We start from the raw sequence: 19,876 nt of genomic DNA on the forward strand, positions 1-19,876 counted from the left end.
TTGAATTTCAGTTAAAAAACACGTTTTTAATACTAACATAACTTTTAAGTCACTTTAAGAAATTTAACTAGTAGTTCAAATCGATGAATATGTGCGATGTTAACTGTCTGTTTTTGCCTTATCTATCTTTATCCATTTTTATTATTGACCATTTAAGCAGAAAGGGCGAAATCACAGTTGTCATAATGATCGCACCAATCACAGTTGAATATGCCGCTGGCGCAAGTAGATGGTTTGTCAAACCTATCTGTGCAACCACGAGAGCCATTTCACCGCGCGAAACCATTCCGGTCCCGACTAACAAGGAACTGGAATTGCTAAACCCAGCAATTTTTGCGCCCAAGCTTGCGCCAACTAATTTTGATAAAACACCTCCAATAATCAAAACGATAAATAAAATAAAATCGTGTAATATTCCTCTAATGCTCATGTCCAAACCAATACTGACAAAGAATACGGGGATAAAACTACTGTAACCAATGACGGTAAAATTCTTTTTGAGAATTTTCTGTGCTGAGGTACGATTGAGAGCCAAACCGGCAAAAAAAGCGCCAATCACGTTACTAAGTCCTACTTCTTCAGCAGCCCAAGAAGCTAATACCACAATAATCATTGCCACCAAGGTTTCTGGAACAGGCAATGTCAGACGCTGACTTAAGCTAATTAACCGAGGTATGACATAAATGCTAAGAAGAACTAATAATATAAGAAAGGCTACCTGAACAAGGAGGCTAATAATAAAGTTTTTTTCCATACTTGAACCTTGCTCAGAAACACCTGTCAGTCCACTAACAATGCTCAAAAGTAATATTGAGAGCAGATCATCTGCTACTGCAGCACCTAAAATTGTCATGCCCTCCTTTCCTTCCAGGCGTCCCATTTCTTGCAAAACGGCTACCGAAATTGAAACCGAAGTAGCTGAAAAAGTTAAGCCTAAAAATAAACTTTCAACCTGTGAAAAATTAAAGAGAATGCCTGTTATATAAGCAATAATAATTGGTACTATCATACCAAAGGCAGCTACCAACACACTAGGACGAAAAAGTTTTTTTAGTGTTTTAATATCACTGTCTAGACCTGCCAAAAACATCAAAAAAATCACACCGATGTCGGAGAACACTTTAATGATTCCGCCCGGTTGTACCAAATTAAAGATTCCCGGTCCAATCACTATCCCAGCTAGTAATTCGCCGACAACAGCTGGTAATCTTAACCTTGCACTAAATTGTCCGCCAATTAGGGTAGCTATTAATATAACAACTAGCATTCCTAAAAATTTCATTTACCTTCCAGCTTTCTATAGCAAAAAAGACCTTCAAAATTGCTCAGGCAACCCAAACCTGAGAACAATTCTTGAAAGTCTTTCACTTCAACCAAAATATTTATTTAATTTAAGAACCGATTTGATTTTTGCACAAATTAGCAACTTTTATTAGTATAACTCACAATTCTCTCAAGATAAACTTTTAGAAATGTAAATCAGTTAGCAGCTTTACAAAATTAACCTTAATAAAGCTAATGAAACAATTCCAACTATCACAATCACTAAAAGTGACTTGCTAATAACCGCTGCTATAAAAGTTGGAACTGAAGCAACAAGATATTCAAGGTTAGCTTTTGGCAATTGACCTGGTTGAGCGGTGAATAAATTGCAAAACCACATAGTAGACATTATAACTATCGGTACAAAAGATAGAAATTCAACCACTGCTTTAGGTAAAGTGAATTTTTTTAATAAAACAAAGGGAAGTATCCGCGATAGCCAAGTTGCAAGTCCACATCCGATAATAGTCAAAAACAAATAGTTAGAAGAAGACACGTTTTATTACCATCCCCAATGCACATCCAATAAGAGTTACAACAATAATAACCAGACTGGGTGGCAAAATCATTGTCAAAATATAGGTCAACAACATTGTCAGTAAAATTACTATTACTTGTAACAGCTTATTTAAAGACTTATCATTGTTTACTTGCAAATATAACAAACCAATAAACATTGCCACATTTGCAAAATCAAGACCTAATTGTTTTGGATCTTTAATAAAGTTGCCAAGTATGGCACCAATCGCTGTAGCAAATACCCAAGTTTTATATGAAATCATATTTTCAGTATTGAACCAACTGAAATTCATTTTGTCATTTGTAAAATTAAGTTTATTCATTGCCAGAGCAAAGCTTTCATCAGTTAAAAGCGTGCCAATTAAAATACCTTTGCCCAGTTTATCTTTCTTAAAGTACGGTGCCACCGTTGTACTCATTAAAATCATCCTTGAATTGACCATAAATGTAGTAAAAATAATTGAAGCAATCGGACTACCTGCTACTAGCATACTAACAGTGGTAAATTGTGCTGATCCAGCATAGATTATGATTGACATCATGATTACTGTAATAGTCGAAAAACCAGTTGAGCGAGCAATCACACCAAAAGCGGACGCAATTCCTAAATAGCCAAAAACTGTTGGAATTGTGTCAATAACAGCTGCACGCTTAGATAATGAACTTTCCATATTTCACTTCTTTAACTCAAAAATTAACTTACAATTAAATTCATGCATGCTTGTTTTATAGTCATAAAAATACGAACTATATCAGCTTCAGATAAAAAAACTAGTTTACTTATAACAGTAACTAGTTTTAGTCATGACTTTATTCACTTTTATTCGATTGCGTGAAATCTATTCCACGATCTTTGAATACCTTTTTAGCAACATTAATCGCGTTTAGCACTTTCGGAAATCCCACGTAAGGAATAGTTTGAATAAATGTCTCGATTACTTCCTTTGGCGTTAAGCCGACATTTAAAGCGCCATTGATATGAACATTCAGTTGCGGTTCAGTGTCTCCTTGTGTGAGCAAAGTTGTAATGGTAATCATTTCTCTTTGTTTCAGATCAAGGACACCACGATCGTATACGTCACCAAATGCAAATTCAATAATGTAGCGCCCTACATCTTCAGATAAACCAGCTAGTGAATCAATAACTGATTTGCCGCCCTCTTGATCAACTTTTTCTAAATTTACTAAACCTTTTTGATAACGTTCATCATTTTTCATAGTTTTTCTCCTTTTTGTTTTGTAAACTTTTTTAACGGTTTATAGAATAGTTGCTGGAGTATAGTCCATGTCAAACACTATTTCAAAATTTTTTGGTAGTGGTAAAATATGACGATGTATCATTTACTTTGCTGGAATTTTTTAGAAAGGAACTACAATGAAATATTCAATTGGTCAATTTTCGAAACTTAGTGGCTTTTCAATTGACACACTGCGTTATTATGAAAAGCAAAGATTACTTTTCCCAAATCGTGATGAAAATAATCGTCGCATCTATACTGAAAAAGATGTAGCATGGATTAGTTTCATTTCCCGCTTAAAAAAGACTGGTATGAGTATTAAAGAAATGCAAAAATACACCAAATTACGCTATGAGGGTGACCAAACTATACCTGATAGACTTGTTTTACTGTTTAAGCAGCTAGATAATTTACACGAAGAAGAAAAGAAAATTGACGATAATATCAAGTTTGTAGAACAAAAAATCAAAACCTATCTCAAGACAATCGGTGATCTAAAAGAATAATATTGCTATATAGTATGTATACTGATTTAATTGCTTTTTCCGATATTACATCAAGCAAATACATAACAAACACGCACTTGTTCAATTTAGAAGAAAATGGCAAGTTGAAAAAAATTTCAGTTAAGGTATAATGTTATTCGTTATGGAGAGTTGGCAGAGTGGTAATGCACCGGACTCGAAATCCGGCGAACCAAGTTTTTCCTTGGCGCGCAGGTTCAAATCCTGTACTCTCCTTATTGATATAAATTTATTTTAAAAAATAATTATTATTCATATATTCGTTGTACTCTCTTTTTTATTTCACGAATAATAATTTATTGCTTTGTTAATAATTATGTAATGTGAGGTGAACCATATGACTAATAATATAAATTGGTTATTAAACATTATCTCGGTAATTATAGGTGCGTTAATTTCTAGTTTAACTTCCTGGTTTGAAAAAAAGTATGAAAATAATTTAGAAGCAAAAATAAGGTCAAAAGAAGATCAAAGGCAATGGCTTAGAAATTTGCTTAATTTAGTAAATAATATAGATTACTCTCTATACAAACTGAGAGTATTGTATTTTGAAAATAATTATTATAATACAAATAAAGATATAAATAAAATTTCTATTGCCGATTCTATTGTCGATTTATCATTATATTTTAAAAAATTGCAATATAAATTAAACAGTTTGAAATTTGAGTTTATAAACAAGGGATATTTTTCAGAAAAATCAGATTTAGATATATCGGATGAAATTAACATTCCATTTTATGTTGATCCTAGCCGTGAAAATTATTCGGAAGTAAAAGAGAAAGAAAATAAGAAATTAAACTCAGAAAAAAAGAATGAAGAGATATTAAAAATTTTAAAAATTAAAAATAATAACAATGGTAAAGAAAAAATTTTAATTGATTTAATTAATCTTATCTATATGAATCTTATGTCTTACTCTGAAAAAAAGGATTCCAAGAATTCTAAATACATGGATTCAGTAACTTCACGGAGAAATATGAGGACTATTGACCATTATATGGAAGAACTAAAAAATGGAATTGAACTTTATGTTTATGTGGACTTAAATAAATTAAAAACAAGTAACTATTAAATAAAACTTAGTATTTTTTTAGTTAGTAATTAGATAAAAGTAATGTATTTAGGTAAAAGAAGTACATTTCGCTATTTAAATGCAATAAATGTAACTTAATTAATATTGAGATTAGTAGTTACAGTTTATCTCATACCTATAGTAACAATGCTTATCTATTTTTATTGGTATTGCAATTTCAACCACGAAACATTCATTTAATTAGCACTAATAAAAAAGTTTTTATGAATATGGTGATTAAAATATTGTATAGGATAGCTAAATAGCCTCTCTATCGATTCGCTTTATCCAAACAAAAGCCAGTAAAAGAAAGGCTATTTGTCAAATCCCGTTGATAGAGACTAAATGAGTAGAATCAAGCAGCTAATAAACTGCTTGGTTCTTTTTCTTTCAACCTAATCCTGGTTAGCAGATTGTGGAAATTGGTGTAGCCAAAAGCTGTGCCTTCAATTTGTTTAATCTTGCGATTGAAGCCTTCTAAGCAACCGTTGGAATAATTCGATGTTATCCAGTTGATTACTGCTTTTAGATTATGCTTAAAAGTTAACAGTGTTTGATGCATTTGTCAGGCAACATCTTCTTTACTTGCCTGCGGATCTTTAGCGGCTAAAGCATCATAAAATGACTGCAGCAGGTTGAAGGCATTAGTGAGCTTTGTGCTGCGGACGATGACTTCGTTGACTACCTGCTCTTGCGTCAGGCTGTCTTTGTAGTGCCAATTGTAATGCGGATGAATTTTGTCAAGCTCCTGGTACATCTTAAGATACAGTTTCCACAGTGCTTTAAGCAGTTTGTACTCTCTGCTGGTATTTTTGAATTTCTTCATGACCTGCACGCGCAGAGAGTTGAGGGAGCGCGTAAGCATTTGTACCATGTGAAAGCGATCAATCATAAGCTCAGCGTTGGGAAAGCATGCTCGTACAATGTCTTGATAGTAAAAATTCAGGTCCAGAGAAACTGTTTTGCCGCAGGCGAAAACTTTTTGCAGTAGGCTATAATTGCTTTTTTATAGCGTGTGCGGAGAATCTGCACCACCTCGTGCTTGTCGGCATCAAGACAAATAAAATGCAGGGTGCGGTCAACGCCTTTAAACTCGTCGAAGGCTAGATGCTCCGGCAAATAATCATAGCTGCTATTAAACTGATGCGAGCAAGAGCCCAGCACTCTTTGCACCGTATTGACAGAGACATTGTTTTCCCGGGCAATGCTGGTCATTGAACGGTCTTCTGTTAAGGCACTGAGAATTTTAAGCTTTGCAGGCTGGGAAATACAGCAGTATTTGCCTACCAGGTCAGATTGAGCCATTGAGCGTTTATTGCAGGTGCGACACCAGACTCTCTGCTTAAAAAGTCTAATAATGACTGGCTGACCGGCATTGGCAGCAGGATAGCGGATTTCGGTTTTCAAACGGCCATTGTGTCCGCATCCTGTGAGCCACAAAAGGGACATTTGGGCTGCAATAAGACAGCTTGGTAAACCTTCTGCTTATAGCCGTTAGCCAAACGGAAGAAATAATCTTCAAAAACAATGTTTTGATCTTTAATATCAAGAGCAAATTTAATATAATTATTAAAAGAGGACATAATTCAAACCTTCTATAAAATATTGGGTGAAGTTAATATTTTATTACAAGAAGCAAGAGGAAGATGTCCTCCTTTTTTATGCAATAAAAAACCTATTAACAGCTTACCACATGGATAAGTCATCAACAGGATAAATTATAGAGCCTTTAATCTTAAAGTTTTATTTTCAAGTACATAGTGTGTAAAATGTGCATGTTTAAATTCAATATCGTCATAATAATGAGCAACCTCAATCACTGTACAATCTAAATTTTGAATAATTTTATTTATTTTGTCCGACATTTTTGGATCTAAACTAGAAGTTGCTTCATCAATTAAAATAATTTTTTTATTAAAAAGAAGAGCTCTAGCAATTTCGATTCGCTGCCGTTGTCCACCAGATAAGTTTTTCCCACTTTCACCATAATATCTATTTAAAGCATCGTTACCTAGTTCATTAATCAATCCTACTTTTTCAAGAACAAATAAACAATCTTTAGTTGAGAAATCCTCGCCTAAAGTTAGATTAAAACGCAAAGTATCATTAAATAAGTTGGGATTTTGTCTTATATAAGCAATCCTACCAGATTCGAGAATATTGTTTATTTTACTATTCTTTTCCCTCAAATAAATTTTTCCGCTACTTGGTTTAATAGAACCCTGAATCAAATTAAGTATTGTCGATTTACCAACACCAGAAGCTCCTGTAATCAAAATTTTTTCTCCAAAAGTAATATTTAAATTCAAATTATTGATAATCTGTTTACCATTTGAGTACGTAAAATAAACATTTTCAAAACAAATTTTTGGCTTAATATCTTTCGATATTTTTTTAGGAGCTTTAAATTCAATCATATGTTCACTATAAGATTTTCGAATTTCTTGAGTAGTTTTTATCTTACTAAGATACTCTGAAACTGTTCCTAATGGACCTACGACTCTGTCACTAGCCATAAAAATACCAATCAAAGCTGCAGAAGATATCTTTCTTTGAATAACTAAAAGCAAGCCAATACCAATAGGTAAAATATAACTAACAACTGAAAGAATTGAAGCGACAAAAAAAGTAACAGCTTGCCAGTTATTCATAAGTAAATAAGAATTTTCGGATTCATTTAAATACTTATCTGTATCATTGTACATATACTTTTCAGCTAAATAAGTTTTGATAGTATTGGCTCCATTAAATAAATCAGTTACCTTACTTAAAAATCTACTACTATCTTCCTGCCACTTTGAAGAAGTGGCAGTTAATTTTTTACCAAAAATCTTTGGAGTTATCATAGGTAATAAAGAAAATAAAATAAACAAAATTCCAATAGGTATGCTTAAACTTAAAATATAAATTCCAGAGATTAATGCCATTAACAAAGACGCAAATACTTCAAACATCAGACTAAAGTAATCTGTTTCAACCAATTTAAAATCATTAAATATTTTTGAGACATTATCCGCAGTATCACTACTAAAAGTTGAAGTATTAATTTGCCCATAAATAAAATTACTTTTGAGCTTTACATTAAGCTTTTTTATTGCTAAATTTATTAACATTTTTCTTAAAGTCATTGAAAAATACACAATAGCCATTGCTGAAAAGCTTTTGACAGCATAAAACATTACTTCTAAAAATGTTGAGTTATGATTAAAATTTGCTATAGAAGAAAGTACCTGTGCCAAAACTACTCCATCAAATGATGAAATAATTGTTGTTATTATTATTGAAAATACGAGCCAATTAGGTAACCATCTAATTATGTTTTTTATTTTCATTTTTATCACCGTTGTATATTAAATTAATATATAATACTTAATTGATTGATATTCTATTTTTGGAAAACAAATACCAATACCACCACTTTTCAGGAGTCTTAACTATTATACTGTTTATCAGTCTGTGAATATTATTATTAATCTGTCCTACTGTCATATCTTTTATATTTATCTTGGAATAAAATCTTAATTCATAATGAGGAAAATCATCTATTCTTGTAAAAGTAACTGGTTGTATATTTGAATTATTTCGTTTAGCTAAGGCTGCTAATCCGTACGCTACGGGAAAGAAATTATCTAAATACTTAGTACGATACTTGGGTTTAGGACCTAATGTATATTCTGGAAATTCAAGTATATTTTTTGAATTTTTTAATAAATTATCCAACTTAAAAAGAGCATTAACTGGGTTAGATGTGTCTAAAACTTCTGTTATGTACTTTTTTAAGCTCGATAACATTACATCTAAAATGGACCGCATATGCTCCCCTTCATCACCATTAGCTAATGGAACATTTTGAATTTTTAAACTCGCCAATATTATTGGTATAGAATAAAAATCTCCCCAATGTGGACTAAAAATTATCGTATTTCCTCTCTTAATATCATTTAATTTTTCTTCATTTATAATAATTAAATTATTTTTTAGAAAACACTTTGTCTGAGAAAATAAATAAACAAATATAGCATCAGTTTCTTGAAACAAAATATAGTTAGCCCATTTTTTGCTCAGTGACTCTTGGTTTTTTAAATTAGTAAACTTCATGGCTTTACTTGCAATTGTCACAAGGTCTTGAATATTTTCTTTTTTTTCGTTTATTTCAATTTGTCTAATTAAAGAAATTTCTTTCCAAATCAAATCAAGTTGATTACTTTTTTTAATACTTGGAAAAGACGTTGATCATCTAGATCACTCAAATACATAGAAAAATCATAAATCATTCTGTTGACTCTTTTCTTATCATAGTCTTTCTTATTTGATACAAGTTCATATCAAACTCATTAAAAGAGTTTATCAATAACAAGTTATCATTATTATGGCTCTTTGTCAAATCCTGTTGATAGAGCTTAAATGAATAGAATCAAGCAGCTAAAAAACTGCTTGGTTCTTTTTCTTTTACCTTGTTTTCTGCTAATCTAATCCTGGTTAGCAGATTGTGGAAGTTGGCGTAGCCAAAAGCTGTGCGCTCAATTTGTTTAATCTTGCGATTGAAGCCCTCTAAGCAGCCGTTGGAATAATTCAATGTTATCCCGTTAATTACTGCTTTCAGGTTATGCTTAAAAGTTAACAGGGTTTGATGCATTTGTCAGGCAACATCTTCTTTACTTGCCTGCGGATCTTTAGCGGCTAAAGCATCATAAAATGACTGCAGCAGGTTGAAGGCATTAGTGAGCTTTGTGCTGCGGACGATGACTTCGTTGACTACCTGCTCTTGCGTCAGGCTGTCTTTGTAGTGCCAATTGTAATGCGGATGAATTTTGTCAAGCTCCTGGTACATCTTAAGATACAGTTTCCACAGTGCTTTAAGCAGTTTGTACTCTCTGCTGGTATTTTTGAATTTCTTCATGACCTGCACGCGCAGAGAGTTGAGGGAGCGCGTAAGCATTTGTACCATGTGAAAGCGATCAATCATAAGCTCAGCGTTGGGAAAGCAGATCGCACAATGTCCTCATAGTATAAATTCAGGTCCAAAGAAACTGTTTTGATGCCTTACAAAGCCACTAGCGAAAACTTTTTGAAATGGGCAATAATTGCTTTTTATAGCGCGTTTGGAAAATTTGGCCTACCTCTTGTTTGTGGGCATCAAGATAAATAAAATGCAAGGTTCGGTCAACGCCTTTAAACTCGTCGAAGGCCAGATGCTCCGGCAAATAATCATAGCTGCTATTAAACTGATGCGAGCAAGAACCCTGCACTCTTTGCACGGTACTGACAGAGACATTGTTTTCCCGGGCAATTCTCGTCATTGAGCGATCTTCAGTTAAAGCACTGAGAATTTTAAGCTTTGCAGGCTGGGAAATACAGCGGTATTCGCCTACCAGGTCAGATTGAAGCGCTTATTACAGGTACGACACCAGACTCTCTGCTTAAAAAGTCTAATAATGACTGGCTGACTTACATTGGCAGCAGGATAGCGGATTTCGGTTTTCAACCGGCGGCCCATAGTGCCGCAGTTCTTTCGAGCCAAAGAAGGGAGCAGCTGGGGATAGCTTGGTAACCCTTCTGCTTATAACCGTTAACCAAACGGAAGAAATAATCTTCAAAAACAATGTTCTTATCTTTAATATCAAGAGCAAATTTAATATAATTATTAAAATAGGATATAATTCAAACCTTCTATAAAATATTAGGAGAAGTTAATATTTTATTACAAGAAGCAAGAGGAATATGTCCTCATTTTTTATGCTATAAAAAACCTATTAACAGCTTACCACATAGATAAATCATCAACAGGATAAATTATAGAACTAGTTTTTTAACTGCTCTTTTACTTCTTTTCTACCATTGCTTAAATTAAAAGGTTATTGTATGTCAATATTATTGATATTATCTAGTTTAACTCAAAAACAATCTTATCTCCCTCATACCCTTTAACCAAGCCGACAATGTCGGTCTGTATTTTCTTCTCTAGTGTTTTGGTGTTATACGTAACTTAATGGACAGTGATATCAGAAATGTTGAATGATACCGTAATCTAACTTTTGACCATGTGCCTCCTAATAAGCTGTTTATGTTATATTGCAAAGGTAATTCCATGCAGCTTCTAATGCCTGAAAATAATGATTATGATTCAATTGTTTTAAACAAAGATAAGCCGGGAAAAATTTTAAGTAAAGTTGTCCATGTAGAATACGCTGTTCAATAGCACTAAAAAATATATGTAAATTTATTCTTTTAAGACATTTATAAAAATGGTAAATTATAAATGTACTGATACAAGTATAATGGGAGAAGGGAAATGAAATTTTTATGGGTAATTGCACTAATAATATTTGTTATTTACATGATTATTAGTGATAGAAAATCAAAAAATAGAAAAGATTATAAAGAAGCACCAACACCAAGTAAAAATCCATCAAATGAGCCATTAGTAAAACGTTGGTGGGTATGGGGACTAATACTAGTTTTAATTTATGGTTTCTTTGTATCAACTTCAAATAAAGCCGAGAATCATGATGAAACATACAAAACTACCGCACCTCATTCAATAAAACCATCTCCTGTAAAAAAGAGGAAAAAGCTTTCTGACTATGCTTCCAAAAAGGTTTCCAAATTTATACCAGTAAAGAACACAGCTAAAGCAGTTACTTTAGCCGCAGGTAAGTATAAGGTCGGCAGAGATATCAAGCCGGGCAGATACGTTATTAAAGCTGTTAAGGGCAGTGGTAATTTATCTAACAGCGATTTCACTATTAACGTTATTTTAGGAAACGATGATAAAGGAGATCAGTTAACTTCTTTTACTACCAACTTAGTAAAAAATGACAAAATCAAGTTAGACTGGATAGAGTCTACAAGCTTCACGCCAACACCGGATAAATATACATATAAAACAAAAATAAGTGCTGGTATATGGTTAGTAGGACTTGATATTAAACCCGGAAGGTATGTCATACGGCCAATAAAAGGCAGAGGTAACTTAATATCAGAAGATGGGTCTGATGATAATTTAAACGAAATATTAGGCAAAGATACTGAAAAAGGTCAAGTCAGCAAAGTAACGGCTGATTTAACTGCTGGAGAAGTTATATTGTCTACTATAGAATTAATTGGCTTAAGTAAAAAATAAGATTTAAATATTTAAAAAACAAAAAACCTCTAAGAGATCACAGTTCGAATTTAGATTTCTTAGAAGTAACGCAAATACAACACTGTTATGACCTTTTGCATTCTCTATCATAGCAGTAAAGGAATTGATTTATATGCTATTTCAAAACGTTTAGGAAACTCATACATGACAATAACTGCAAAAACTTATGCCTATATGCTTGATCAATTTAAAGCACAGCAAGATAATAATATTGAAAAAATCGTCAATAGCATATAAAAATGTTCGCCAACTTTAAAATTAATTATTAATTACTAAATTTCATTTTCTATTATTTTTATAAAAATAAACTGCACCCTTCTTTTATCATTACTATGAAAATAATCTTATATATTTTTTGTTTTACAAAAAGGCATTGAGCAATATAGCACAATGCTTTTTTACATGCTTTTTCTTACTCTGTACATTATAAATAAACTACAAACTATTTATAAAATATAAAAAATGTTCACAAGGTGATCGACTTTAGTATTTAATTTACACAGTACCATTCGTTTTTTAAATTAAACGAAGAACTGCTAGTGAAATCATACCCACTATCACAATGATTAAGAGAGACTTACTAATAATTGCGGAAATAAAAGTTGGCAGTGAAGCCAAAGCGTACTGCATGTTAAGTTGAGGCAAATGACCTGGGTTTGCTATTAATAAGTTACTAAACCAAAGAGCAGCCATTATCACTATAGGCACAAAAGACAAAAATTCAACTAATTTTGGCGGCAAGGTGAATTTTTTCAACAAGACAAATGGTATCACTCTAGATAACAAAGTGGTGATTCCACAGAAAATGATTGTCGTTAAAATGTATTCAGAAGAAGACATGCTTTATTACCATTCCTAAACTACAACCAATTAAGGTTACAACTATTACCACTAAATTGCCAGGTAAAATAATTGTCAGTAAATATGTCAGCGCAAAAGAAATCAGTATCACAATTATTTGGAGTACTTTATTTAGTTTTTTGTCCCCAATTACCTGCAAAAAAAGCAAACCAATAAACATTGCTACAATAGCAAAGTCAAGCCCTAATTTTTTAGGATCAGCGATAAAACTGCCCAATACTGCTCCCAAAAGTGTTCCAACTTGCCAAGTTATGTAAGAAACTATATTTACCGTGTTAAACCAAGTAAAATTTAACTTGTCATTTGTATAATTAATTTTATTCATACCTAGAGCAAAACTTTCATCGGTGAGAAAAGTTCCTATCAAAATATTTCTTTTTAAATTTTCTTGTTTCAAATAACCTGCTACAGTCGTGCTCATAAGAATTACTCGAGAGTTGACCAGGAAAGCGGCTAAAACAATTGAAGCAATCGGGCTGCCCGCAACTAGCATATTCAGAGTGGTTAATTGAACGGATCCGGCATAAATCAGAATAGACATCAAGCAAACTTCCAAATTAGAAAAGCCACTGGCTTTGCCAATAATTCCAAAAGCCATACTTATGCCAATATACCCGAAAATTGTTGGAATTGCTTCTTTAATTGCAGATTTTTTGGTTAAGTAAGTATCCATTCTTTCACCCTCTTTTGTAAAAAATCATAAAATTATATGGTTAGTTCTACCATGAGTAATATAGTTAAATTTATTTAAATTATCTCGTAGCTTAACATTTGTTTTTAATTTTTACAACATTATATTTTAAATGGAAATAAATTTTATGTTGCGTGTAAATTATGTAAGCTATAAAATAATTGTATAAAGTCCTTAAAATATAAATATTATGTTATTGGTATAATATTTGTACACAAATTTTATTTAGAAAAGGAATATCATGGATTTTAGCACATATGATAAAGAAAGACTGACTAATCAGATAGATTGGTACGATAAAAAGAGCCAAAAAGAAAAAAAGTACTACTGCGCATGTAAAGTGCTCGCACTACTTTTTTCTGCTTCTATACCTGTTTTAGCTTCCTTTGTATTAAGATTTCATTATATTTTAACTGTTATTTCTGTTTTTAGCGCATTAATAACTTTTTTGGAAGGCTTATCGTCACTTAAAAAGTTTCATGACAATTGGATTCAATATCGTTTCATTTGCGAAACACTAAAAAGAGAAAGACAAATGTATTTATATTCAGCTGGTATTTACGATGACCCTGATACAGATAAATTAAAAACTCTGATAGAAAGATGTGAGTCATTAATTTCAAGTGAAAATATTAATTGGACAAACATGAATGACAATGAAAAACCTAGAATCAAATCTAGTCAGAGTTCAAAAAATGAGCATAATAAAAAGGATCCCAATTACGAGAAAGTTAAATATTCAAAAACTTACAGGAAATCTTTTTTTCATCGTCAACATTAAAAATTCACTCTTTATATTTTTCATATGTTTTTTCAAAAATATCTTTTTTTACCGGCCATTTTTCACCATCAATGCCCGTTAATATCCAGTCACCAACATTGGCATGCATTATACCTTCATTTGTTTTTATATCGACTGGTTTTTTAGTTTGAAAAGCTTCTACAGGTATTGGCTTTTTGATATATTTCATGGTAAGAACTCTCCTAATAGAAATATTTAAGTAATTGTATCACATTCAATTTTAACAACAGCAAAGAAAATTATTTTTGAATAAAGCACTTATATTTTTGTAGTCGATTTTGATTAAAATTTATTTAAAAATAAAAAAGTTCATATTTAAGACCATAAAATAGCCACCCTAAAAAACAAATCTTTAGAGTGGTTATTTATATATTTAAAAAACAATTAGATATCTTCACCATTAATCAAATTAGTATTTTTTGAAAAAACCCTTACTACTTCTATCAATCTTAAATTGACCATTTATTCCAAACTTTCGTTTTATGACTTGTCCCATTGCCTTATTATAAAAAACAGTCAAATCAACAACTTTATTCATCATTAACTGCCATCAATTTAAGCAGTAAAACATCTGTTTAACTTTGAAATGCACCAAAAAATTCGAAATATTTTTTATCTTAAATTCTCCGAAGGGCGTTTACTAGACAAAATTAATTTTATGATTTTTTTAAGTTTGCTGTTAATCCCTTCTAATCAGGACATTTGCCTTTCAAACCTAAGAAAATCAAGTATCTTAAAATATTTTTAGAATCTAAAACGTTAGCTTGACAGGGAATAAAGTTTCATAAATTTATAAAAAGACGCTTGAATCAGGCTTTATTGTTATAAAATTATAAATTGCTGGCCTTTTATTTCAGTGATAAAATTTAATGGAAGGTGAGAATAAAATGAAATTAAAGAAAACATTGGTAAGATTAGTTTCTATATTAATATTAGTTGCCACTGGACTAGTCTTTTCTTCAAAAGTAGAGGCCAAATATGTAGGGCATAATGCTACTCCCACAGAACTAAGAGGTACTTGGTACGAATATAAAGGGCATAACAAATGGAATCATATAAAGATTACTAAACATGCATTTATACAAAATGGTAAAGTCCTTTGTAGCTTGAATAAAAAAGGATATAAAAAATTACATGTCACGCGTTATAAGCAAAATGGCAGACCCTATTATGTCTTGAATAAGTTTAACTATCATTATCAAGAAGTTGGTTTTTTTGGTTATCCAAAAGAAAAATTCATGGCAAACGTGTAATGAAATCATATTACAATATGGGATATTTCTCTGTCTGTACAAGAAACAAAATAAAGCATGATTATTCTTATCAAACCAAAGGTAATTATAAGAAACAATTGGGCAAATAGTCAGTTGCCCTCGGACAGTCCTCTTACAATTTTACATATATTTTATTTTATAAAATAGCTCTTTTTCAGTTCGTGTTGATAAGGAGTAAATTAAAGAGAATCAAGCTGCTAATAAACTGTTTGATTCTTTTTCTTTTACTTTGTTTTTTGCCAATCTGATATTGCTTAAAACAAACTTCAGTGCATTTTATCCCAATCATATTTGGTATTCAGATGTGATAGAGTTCAATATCAAGGGACAGAAGACTTACTTGACGCCTATTCTTTACGGTTGCATCCATAAGATTATTTCCTATACCATTTCGTTGCTTAATTCTTAAATTTGCTATCGACATGTTAAGGCAGGCTTCGCTCAGGTATCCAGCATTGGATGGCCTTAACTTGTTATACTTAAACGGAAAATGTTTTATGGATTTGAAAAGAAGTTTTAAAAATCTCAATGAATTGGAAGAAACAATTAAAGACTTTATTTAATATTACAATCAGAAAAGGATTAAGATTAAACTAAATGAACTAACTTCATATTGAATATCGAAAACATTTCTCAGTCAATAAGTAATAAATTGCCGTAATTTTTGAGATCACATCGTATGCTCTAGATACTTTTTTATTTGACTCTGGAGTTCCAATGAATAACTCGTTTTAATAAATAGCTCATAGTGTTAAACTTCGATGACCATAGTTTTAGTCATTTTCCTAGTTCTCAAAAATTGTTGGGCTACTTTAAAGTTGTCAGCTTGAGTTATAAATAATATTTTATATTATTGCCTATAATCTTTTTTTTTAATTACTTTTTGCTCTTTTCCCAGTTTCCGATCTTTTATCTTTTAATTTTTGCAAAACAAAAATATTTATATCGATAAATGGATAAATAAACAAAGCATAAATATTAATCGACATAATTACCAGCAAAACTGGACCACTTATTTCTACTGATGCAAGACCTGTAACTGCTATAAAGCCCACTATGGATTGTAGGGCACTTTTATAGGTAACCATTTTCAGCTCTGCAAGACTTATTGTCTTAAACTTTGTTATTGCTGATTTGGCAGTTTTATAGTAGAAACGCCAAAAAGTAATCATCATAATAAATATCCAAAAAAAGAACCAACCTATTTGATTAAAATCACCTGGAAAGTTCAAAAACTCATTTAGATCTGACTCAAAATTATTATAAAGGAATGTAATCAATAATGAATATATAGCACTGAAAATTAAAAAATAAGTTGAATATACATCCTCGTTTTTTTGTTTAAACAAATTTATAGAAATAATAGCTGAAATTATTACTTGAAAAAGAACTGCTAATTTCATATATATAGTTGTCATAATATAAAAAATGTATATACCTAAAATAACGTAACATGCACATGAAAAATGTATAATGATATCACTATATTTTTTAGCATACTTATTAATTGTTTTTTTTATATTAACTGCATTTTTTGTAAGGATATTTTTTGTGGTAATAATTATTTTTTTAAAAATGTAATTTATTAGAATTGGATCTATATATAAAGTAATAATACATGAAATAAAAAATAAAAATATTATTATAAATAAAAAAATTTCGATTATAATAGGAAAAAAAATCATATAAACTAGCTCTTTCTATACTTTAATTCATTTCTTTAGTCTTTATTATACAAAAATTTAACCACTCTAGAGAACTAATTTCCAGAGTGGCTATTTATATCTTTTATAAAATTACTTTGACTTTTTCTCCATTAATCCAAAAGTCATAGTTGTTATTAAATTTATCTAAACTATTAAGAGTTCCGAAGAGATTACTGTTTCTTCAACTCTCCACTTTTGTGAGTACTTGTGTTGTAAAAGCAAGGTAAAGATGATTTGATCAATATATATATTTTCACTTTTAAACATTCTTTTTGGAAAACTTCTTCCAATATAATAATGGCTTTTACCATCTTCCTAATATCTTAGAAATTAGTTGTCTTAGCTAAATGAACGGAGCCTAAAGTAAAGGTCTTATTAGTTTGGAAATAATCATTACATTTCCTCTGATGTCCGTATTAATAATACTAGTACATTCTACTGTCAAACAATATTTATTGGTAACAATCTTTTTTTACAGAAATTGATAAATAAAAACATCTACCATTAAAGTTACTAGGATAATTATTGCAACAATTATGCTAGTTAGGTTCTCCAAAGTTTATTTTATTAAAATAGATGAACAGTGTTGCACAAAACGGTAAGAATACACCAGCTTTTAGAAAAATTCAAGTTTAACCCATGTATTGAATATTGATACTGTGAAAAATATCATTAAAAATTTTAGTTACAGTCTCTTCTTTTTTTATTGTTTAGTCCATTAAAGGAAATTTAATTTTATTTTCTAAGGCGTCTCTTTTTTAAGCTAATTATCTAAAACTTCATAGAATCGAACTTTATAAGCAAATCTGCTCTCAATATTAAAAAAGCCAGTAAAAGAAATTACTTTTACTGGCTTATCTTTGTATCAGTGTCCTCATGGTCAAATATATTCATACTTAGTTCTGCATTTAAGAGACTCTGAATTTATGTAAATATTTGTATTGCAATCCAGTTCCAATAAGTGCAACAAATATACCTAAGAGGTTTGCTGATAACCAATTGATTGAATTATCCATGAACAGACACACTGCAACCCATGGTGCAATGGCTATCAGATAGCCGCGCGCAGCCGTCATTAATAAAGTACCCCACTTAAAGCCTTTACTTATATTATTTGTAACAACTTTATTGTGTAAAAACCTTTGAAATAGAACTGTACCCAATACTATTAAAATAGTAATTAAAACAAATTGCCAAGCTTCAAATTTAACTAAGATGAATTCTTTATAAGAAAAATGATTTGCCAAAAGCGCAAAACCACACGCAATATCAAAGAAAAAGCCTTGGTTGACATAACCTTTTTTGCAACTTTTAATACTAAAATCAAAAGCTTTTTTGCAGGTCTTGCTTATTGATTCCTTTTGCCTGTCGATGACTTGATGATTAGTTAGGTAATGATACTGACAAGTTGTTCCAATCAAAGCAGTAATTAAGCCAACCAGCAAAGAAATAGAGAAGTTAAATCTTCCCTGAGTATGCATACTAAGAGCTAGTAATGGTGCGTTTCCGATTACAAAAGACCTCACCCCAGTTGAAATCATACTAGTATTTACGAAAAACGAAGTCATTTTTTGAGAATCAACCTTGTGTCGCAAGAAGTTTTGATAACGTATTACGCTAATGATTGCAACAACTGCTAACAATACAAACAGCCAGTCAAACCAAATATCAGAAAGTAACAGTGTCAAAAGATAAAGGGTGCCATAAACAACGAGATCACCAACATGGTTAGTAGAATTATCAGCTAAAGCAAAGTTATGTTCATGGTGAGCAATATCACGTACAGCTTCACCCACAGTCTCTTGCTTAGAAGTGTGGTTATTATTCATTTTTCCCCCCTAAATTACGCCCTAACTTGATAATAATAATTTTAAGTTGGTTTTAATTAAAGTCAAGCTTTCTTTTAAAATAATTACCTTGCTAAAACTAATTTTAATAAAGCTCAAATTCTAAATTTCCTTTAAATTACAAATCTTAAGTTTTGCTCAAGAGTAGATTTTAATTTCTATGCTTTGCCCTGTTACTGTTAAAATACAATCGAATATAAATTATAGGTAATTATAGGTAGGGATTCGATTTGAATATCAACTTTTGGGTAGCAACATTGTCTGCTCTAATACTAATACTACTTATCTTTAATGTCAGAAATTCACGACGTTTCAATTTATTTGATCACTGGCTTCATCATAAATTAATCAGAAGACGCGACGGAATCGGGTGGCAGATTATTGCATTTATAAACGATCCCAAACTTTTAGTTGTTTTGGATGTATTTCTGGCAAGTTTTTTAATCAGTAATAATGAAAATTTACTTGCTTTTTGGGCATTATTTACTTTAGGCTTTACTGATCTGATTGGTATCTTTTTAAAAAAATGGATGCGCAGAAAACGTCCAATCCTACATTCAGATTTAGAAGAAGGCTATAGTTTTCCAAGTGGTCATGTCCTAGGAAGTACTGTTATGGCTTTAATCATCTGGCGACTTTTTGCAGGACAATTAGGTAATAGACTTTTATGGATTTTGCTGGCAATTTGGCTAATGGTCGTCATTTCTCGTATCAGTCTTAAAGCCCACTTTCCATCAGATATTATCGGGGCTACTTCTCTAGCTGTCTTTTGCTTTAGTATATCTCAACAATTACTTTTAATGGTTATTTAAAAACAACCCCAAACTTTTGGTTTAGGGTTGTTTTTTCCTTTATCGATAATTTTTTAACAA

At 31.2% G+C, this 19,876-nt stretch carries 17 protein-coding genes, 1 tRNA gene and 2 pseudogenes; 7 read left to right on the top strand and 13 right to left on the bottom strand.

Annotated elements, in window-relative coordinates; genetic code table 11:
- Positions 1-118: 118 nt before the first annotated feature.
- From DKL58_RS05295 to DKL58_RS05310, 4 genes are all read right to left on the bottom strand, one after another.
- On the bottom strand, positions 119-1,282 hold the full coding sequence (locus tag DKL58_RS05295; protein WP_109586369.1) for a cation:proton antiporter: 1,164 nt from the start codon (positions 1,280-1,282) through the stop codon (positions 119-121).
- 210 nt (positions 1,283-1,492) lie between these two features.
- Positions 1,493-1,819 carry an AzlD domain-containing protein gene (locus DKL58_RS05300; protein WP_109586370.1) on the bottom strand — a complete coding sequence of 109 codons (327 nt, stop codon included), beginning with the start codon at positions 1,817-1,819 and terminating at the stop codon, positions 1,493-1,495.
- On the bottom strand, positions 1,806-2,513 hold the full coding sequence (locus DKL58_RS05305) for an AzlC family ABC transporter permease (protein ID WP_034979604.1): 708 nt from the start codon (positions 2,511-2,513) through the stop codon (positions 1,806-1,808). The genes DKL58_RS05300 and DKL58_RS05305 overlap by 14 nt, the downstream gene beginning before the upstream one ends.
- 139 nt (positions 2,514-2,652) lie before the next feature.
- A complete protein-coding gene (locus DKL58_RS05310; protein WP_045928178.1) occupies positions 2,653-3,060 on the bottom strand; it encodes a carboxymuconolactone decarboxylase family protein in 408 nt (135 codons plus the stop codon).
- 157 nt (positions 3,061-3,217) lie between these two features.
- Between DKL58_RS05310 and DKL58_RS05315 the strand changes: the two genes are divergently transcribed.
- The 3 genes from DKL58_RS05315 to DKL58_RS05325 all read left to right on the top strand — a co-directional run bounded on the left by DKL58_RS05315 (position 3,218) and on the right by DKL58_RS05325 (position 4,679).
- Entirely contained in the window at positions 3,218-3,586 is a 369-nt protein-coding gene (locus DKL58_RS05315; protein ID WP_109586371.1) for a MerR family transcriptional regulator, read from the top strand.
- Between the two features lie 144 nt (positions 3,587-3,730).
- Positions 3,731-3,820: transfer RNA gene (locus DKL58_RS05320), tRNA-Ser, on the top strand.
- Between the two features lie 121 nt (positions 3,821-3,941).
- A complete protein-coding gene (locus DKL58_RS05325; protein ID WP_109586372.1) occupies positions 3,942-4,679 on the top strand; it encodes a hypothetical protein in 738 nt (245 codons plus the stop codon).
- 355 nt (positions 4,680-5,034) lie between these two features.
- Here the strand turns inward: DKL58_RS05325 and DKL58_RS05330 are convergent.
- The 4 genes and pseudogenes from DKL58_RS05330 to DKL58_RS05345 all read right to left on the bottom strand — a co-directional run bounded on the left by DKL58_RS05330 (position 5,035) and on the right by DKL58_RS05345 (position 10,337).
- A pseudogene (locus DKL58_RS05330) lies at positions 5,035-6,262 on the bottom strand (ISL3 family transposase).
- Between the two features lie 135 nt (positions 6,263-6,397).
- Positions 6,398-8,011, bottom strand: a complete 1,614-nt coding sequence (locus DKL58_RS05335; protein WP_109586373.1) for an ATP-binding cassette domain-containing protein — start codon at positions 8,009-8,011, stop codon at positions 6,398-6,400.
- A 37-nt stretch (positions 8,012-8,048) separates the two neighbouring features.
- Complete coding sequence (locus DKL58_RS05340) at positions 8,049-8,870, bottom strand: LpxL/LpxP family acyltransferase (protein WP_109586374.1); 822 nt, start codon at positions 8,868-8,870, stop codon at positions 8,049-8,051.
- A gap of 223 nt (positions 8,871-9,093) precedes the next feature.
- A pseudogene (locus DKL58_RS05345) lies at positions 9,094-10,337 on the bottom strand (ISL3 family transposase).
- 634 nt (positions 10,338-10,971) lie between these two features.
- Here DKL58_RS05345 and DKL58_RS05350 point away from each other — a divergent pair.
- Positions 10,972-11,802: a hypothetical protein gene (locus DKL58_RS05350; protein ID WP_109586375.1), complete on the top strand. Its 831-nt coding sequence runs from the start codon at positions 10,972-10,974 to the stop codon at positions 11,800-11,802.
- Between the two features lie 537 nt (positions 11,803-12,339).
- Here DKL58_RS05350 and DKL58_RS05355 read toward each other — a convergent pair.
- Both DKL58_RS05355 and DKL58_RS05360 read right to left on the bottom strand, forming a co-directional pair.
- The gene (locus DKL58_RS05355; protein ID WP_109586376.1) at positions 12,340-12,663 is read right to left on the bottom strand and encodes an AzlD domain-containing protein; all 324 of its coding nucleotides are present in this window, start codon (positions 12,661-12,663) and stop codon (positions 12,340-12,342) included.
- Positions 12,650-13,357: an AzlC family ABC transporter permease gene (locus tag DKL58_RS05360; protein ID WP_109586377.1), complete on the bottom strand. Its 708-nt coding sequence runs from the start codon at positions 13,355-13,357 to the stop codon at positions 12,650-12,652. Before DKL58_RS05360 ends, DKL58_RS05355 begins: the two co-directional genes overlap by 14 nt.
- A gap of 259 nt (positions 13,358-13,616) precedes the next feature.
- On the opposite strand from DKL58_RS05360, the gene DKL58_RS05365 reads away from it, so the two are divergent.
- On the top strand, positions 13,617-14,156 hold the full coding sequence (locus tag DKL58_RS05365; protein WP_109586378.1) for a DUF4231 domain-containing protein: 540 nt from the start codon (positions 13,617-13,619) through the stop codon (positions 14,154-14,156).
- A 4-nt stretch (positions 14,157-14,160) separates the two neighbouring features.
- On the opposite strand, the gene DKL58_RS05370 is transcribed toward DKL58_RS05365, so the two are convergent.
- Positions 14,161-14,346: a hypothetical protein gene (locus DKL58_RS05370; protein WP_045928186.1), complete on the bottom strand. Its 186-nt coding sequence runs from the start codon at positions 14,344-14,346 to the stop codon at positions 14,161-14,163.
- A 718-nt stretch (positions 14,347-15,064) separates the two neighbouring features.
- On the opposite strand from DKL58_RS05370, the gene DKL58_RS05375 reads away from it, so the two are divergent.
- Entirely contained in the window at positions 15,065-15,430 is a 366-nt protein-coding gene (locus DKL58_RS05375) for a hypothetical protein (protein ID WP_109586379.1), read from the top strand.
- A gap of 893 nt (positions 15,431-16,323) precedes the next feature.
- Here the strand turns inward: DKL58_RS05375 and DKL58_RS05380 are convergent.
- On the bottom strand, positions 16,324-16,854 hold the full coding sequence (locus tag DKL58_RS05380) for a hypothetical protein (protein WP_162542333.1): 531 nt from the start codon (positions 16,852-16,854) through the stop codon (positions 16,324-16,326).
- Positions 16,855-18,065: 1,211 nt separating this feature from the next.
- Positions 18,066-18,986, bottom strand: a complete 921-nt coding sequence (locus DKL58_RS05385) for a hypothetical protein (protein ID WP_109586381.1) — start codon at positions 18,984-18,986, stop codon at positions 18,066-18,068.
- Between the two features lie 254 nt (positions 18,987-19,240).
- On the opposite strand from DKL58_RS05385, the gene DKL58_RS05390 reads away from it, so the two are divergent.
- Positions 19,241-19,816 carry a phosphatase PAP2 family protein gene (locus DKL58_RS05390; RefSeq protein WP_370448902.1) on the top strand — a complete coding sequence of 192 codons (576 nt, stop codon included), beginning with the start codon at positions 19,241-19,243 and terminating at the stop codon, positions 19,814-19,816.
- The last annotated feature ends 60 nt before the right edge of the window (positions 19,817-19,876 follow it).

Source organism: Lactobacillus kullabergensis, from assembly GCF_003151025.1.
Classification (GTDB): Bacteria; Bacillota; Bacilli; order Lactobacillales; family Lactobacillaceae; genus Lactobacillus; species Lactobacillus kullabergensis.

Excerpts from the sequence above, each read along its gene's own strand:
- DKL58_RS05295 (WP_109586369.1), bottom strand. The coding sequence starts at position 1,282 with ATGAAATTTTTAGGAATGCTAGTTGTTATATTAATAGCTACCCTAATT.
- DKL58_RS05305 (WP_034979604.1), bottom strand. The coding sequence starts at position 2,513 with ATGGAAAGTTCATTATCTAAGCGTGCAGCTGTTATTGACACAATTCCA.
- DKL58_RS05310 (WP_045928178.1), bottom strand. The coding sequence starts at position 3,060 with ATGAAAAATGATGAACGTTATCAAAAAGGTTTAGTAAATTTAGAAAAA.
- DKL58_RS05315 (WP_109586371.1), top strand. The coding sequence starts at position 3,218 with ATGAAATATTCAATTGGTCAATTTTCGAAACTTAGTGGCTTTTCAATT.
- DKL58_RS05325 (WP_109586372.1), top strand. The coding sequence starts at position 3,942 with ATGACTAATAATATAAATTGGTTATTAAACATTATCTCGGTAATTATA.
- DKL58_RS05335 (WP_109586373.1), bottom strand. The coding sequence starts at position 8,011 with ATGAAAATAAAAAACATAATTAGATGGTTACCTAATTGGCTCGTATTT.
- DKL58_RS05350 (WP_109586375.1), top strand. The coding sequence starts at position 10,972 with ATGAAATTTTTATGGGTAATTGCACTAATAATATTTGTTATTTACATG.
- DKL58_RS05355 (WP_109586376.1), bottom strand. The coding sequence starts at position 12,663 with ATGTCTTCTTCTGAATACATTTTAACGACAATCATTTTCTGTGGAATC.
- DKL58_RS05360 (WP_109586377.1), bottom strand. The coding sequence starts at position 13,357 with ATGGATACTTACTTAACCAAAAAATCTGCAATTAAAGAAGCAATTCCA.
- DKL58_RS05365 (WP_109586378.1), top strand. The coding sequence starts at position 13,617 with ATGGATTTTAGCACATATGATAAAGAAAGACTGACTAATCAGATAGAT.
- DKL58_RS05370 (WP_045928186.1), bottom strand. The coding sequence starts at position 14,346 with ATGAAATATATCAAAAAGCCAATACCTGTAGAAGCTTTTCAAACTAAA.
- DKL58_RS05375 (WP_109586379.1), top strand. The coding sequence starts at position 15,065 with ATGAAATTAAAGAAAACATTGGTAAGATTAGTTTCTATATTAATATTA.
- DKL58_RS05380 (WP_162542333.1), bottom strand. The coding sequence starts at position 16,854 with ATGAAATTAGCAGTTCTTTTTCAAGTAATAATTTCAGCTATTATTTCT.
- DKL58_RS05385 (WP_109586381.1), bottom strand. The coding sequence starts at position 18,986 with ATGAATAATAACCACACTTCTAAGCAAGAGACTGTGGGTGAAGCTGTA.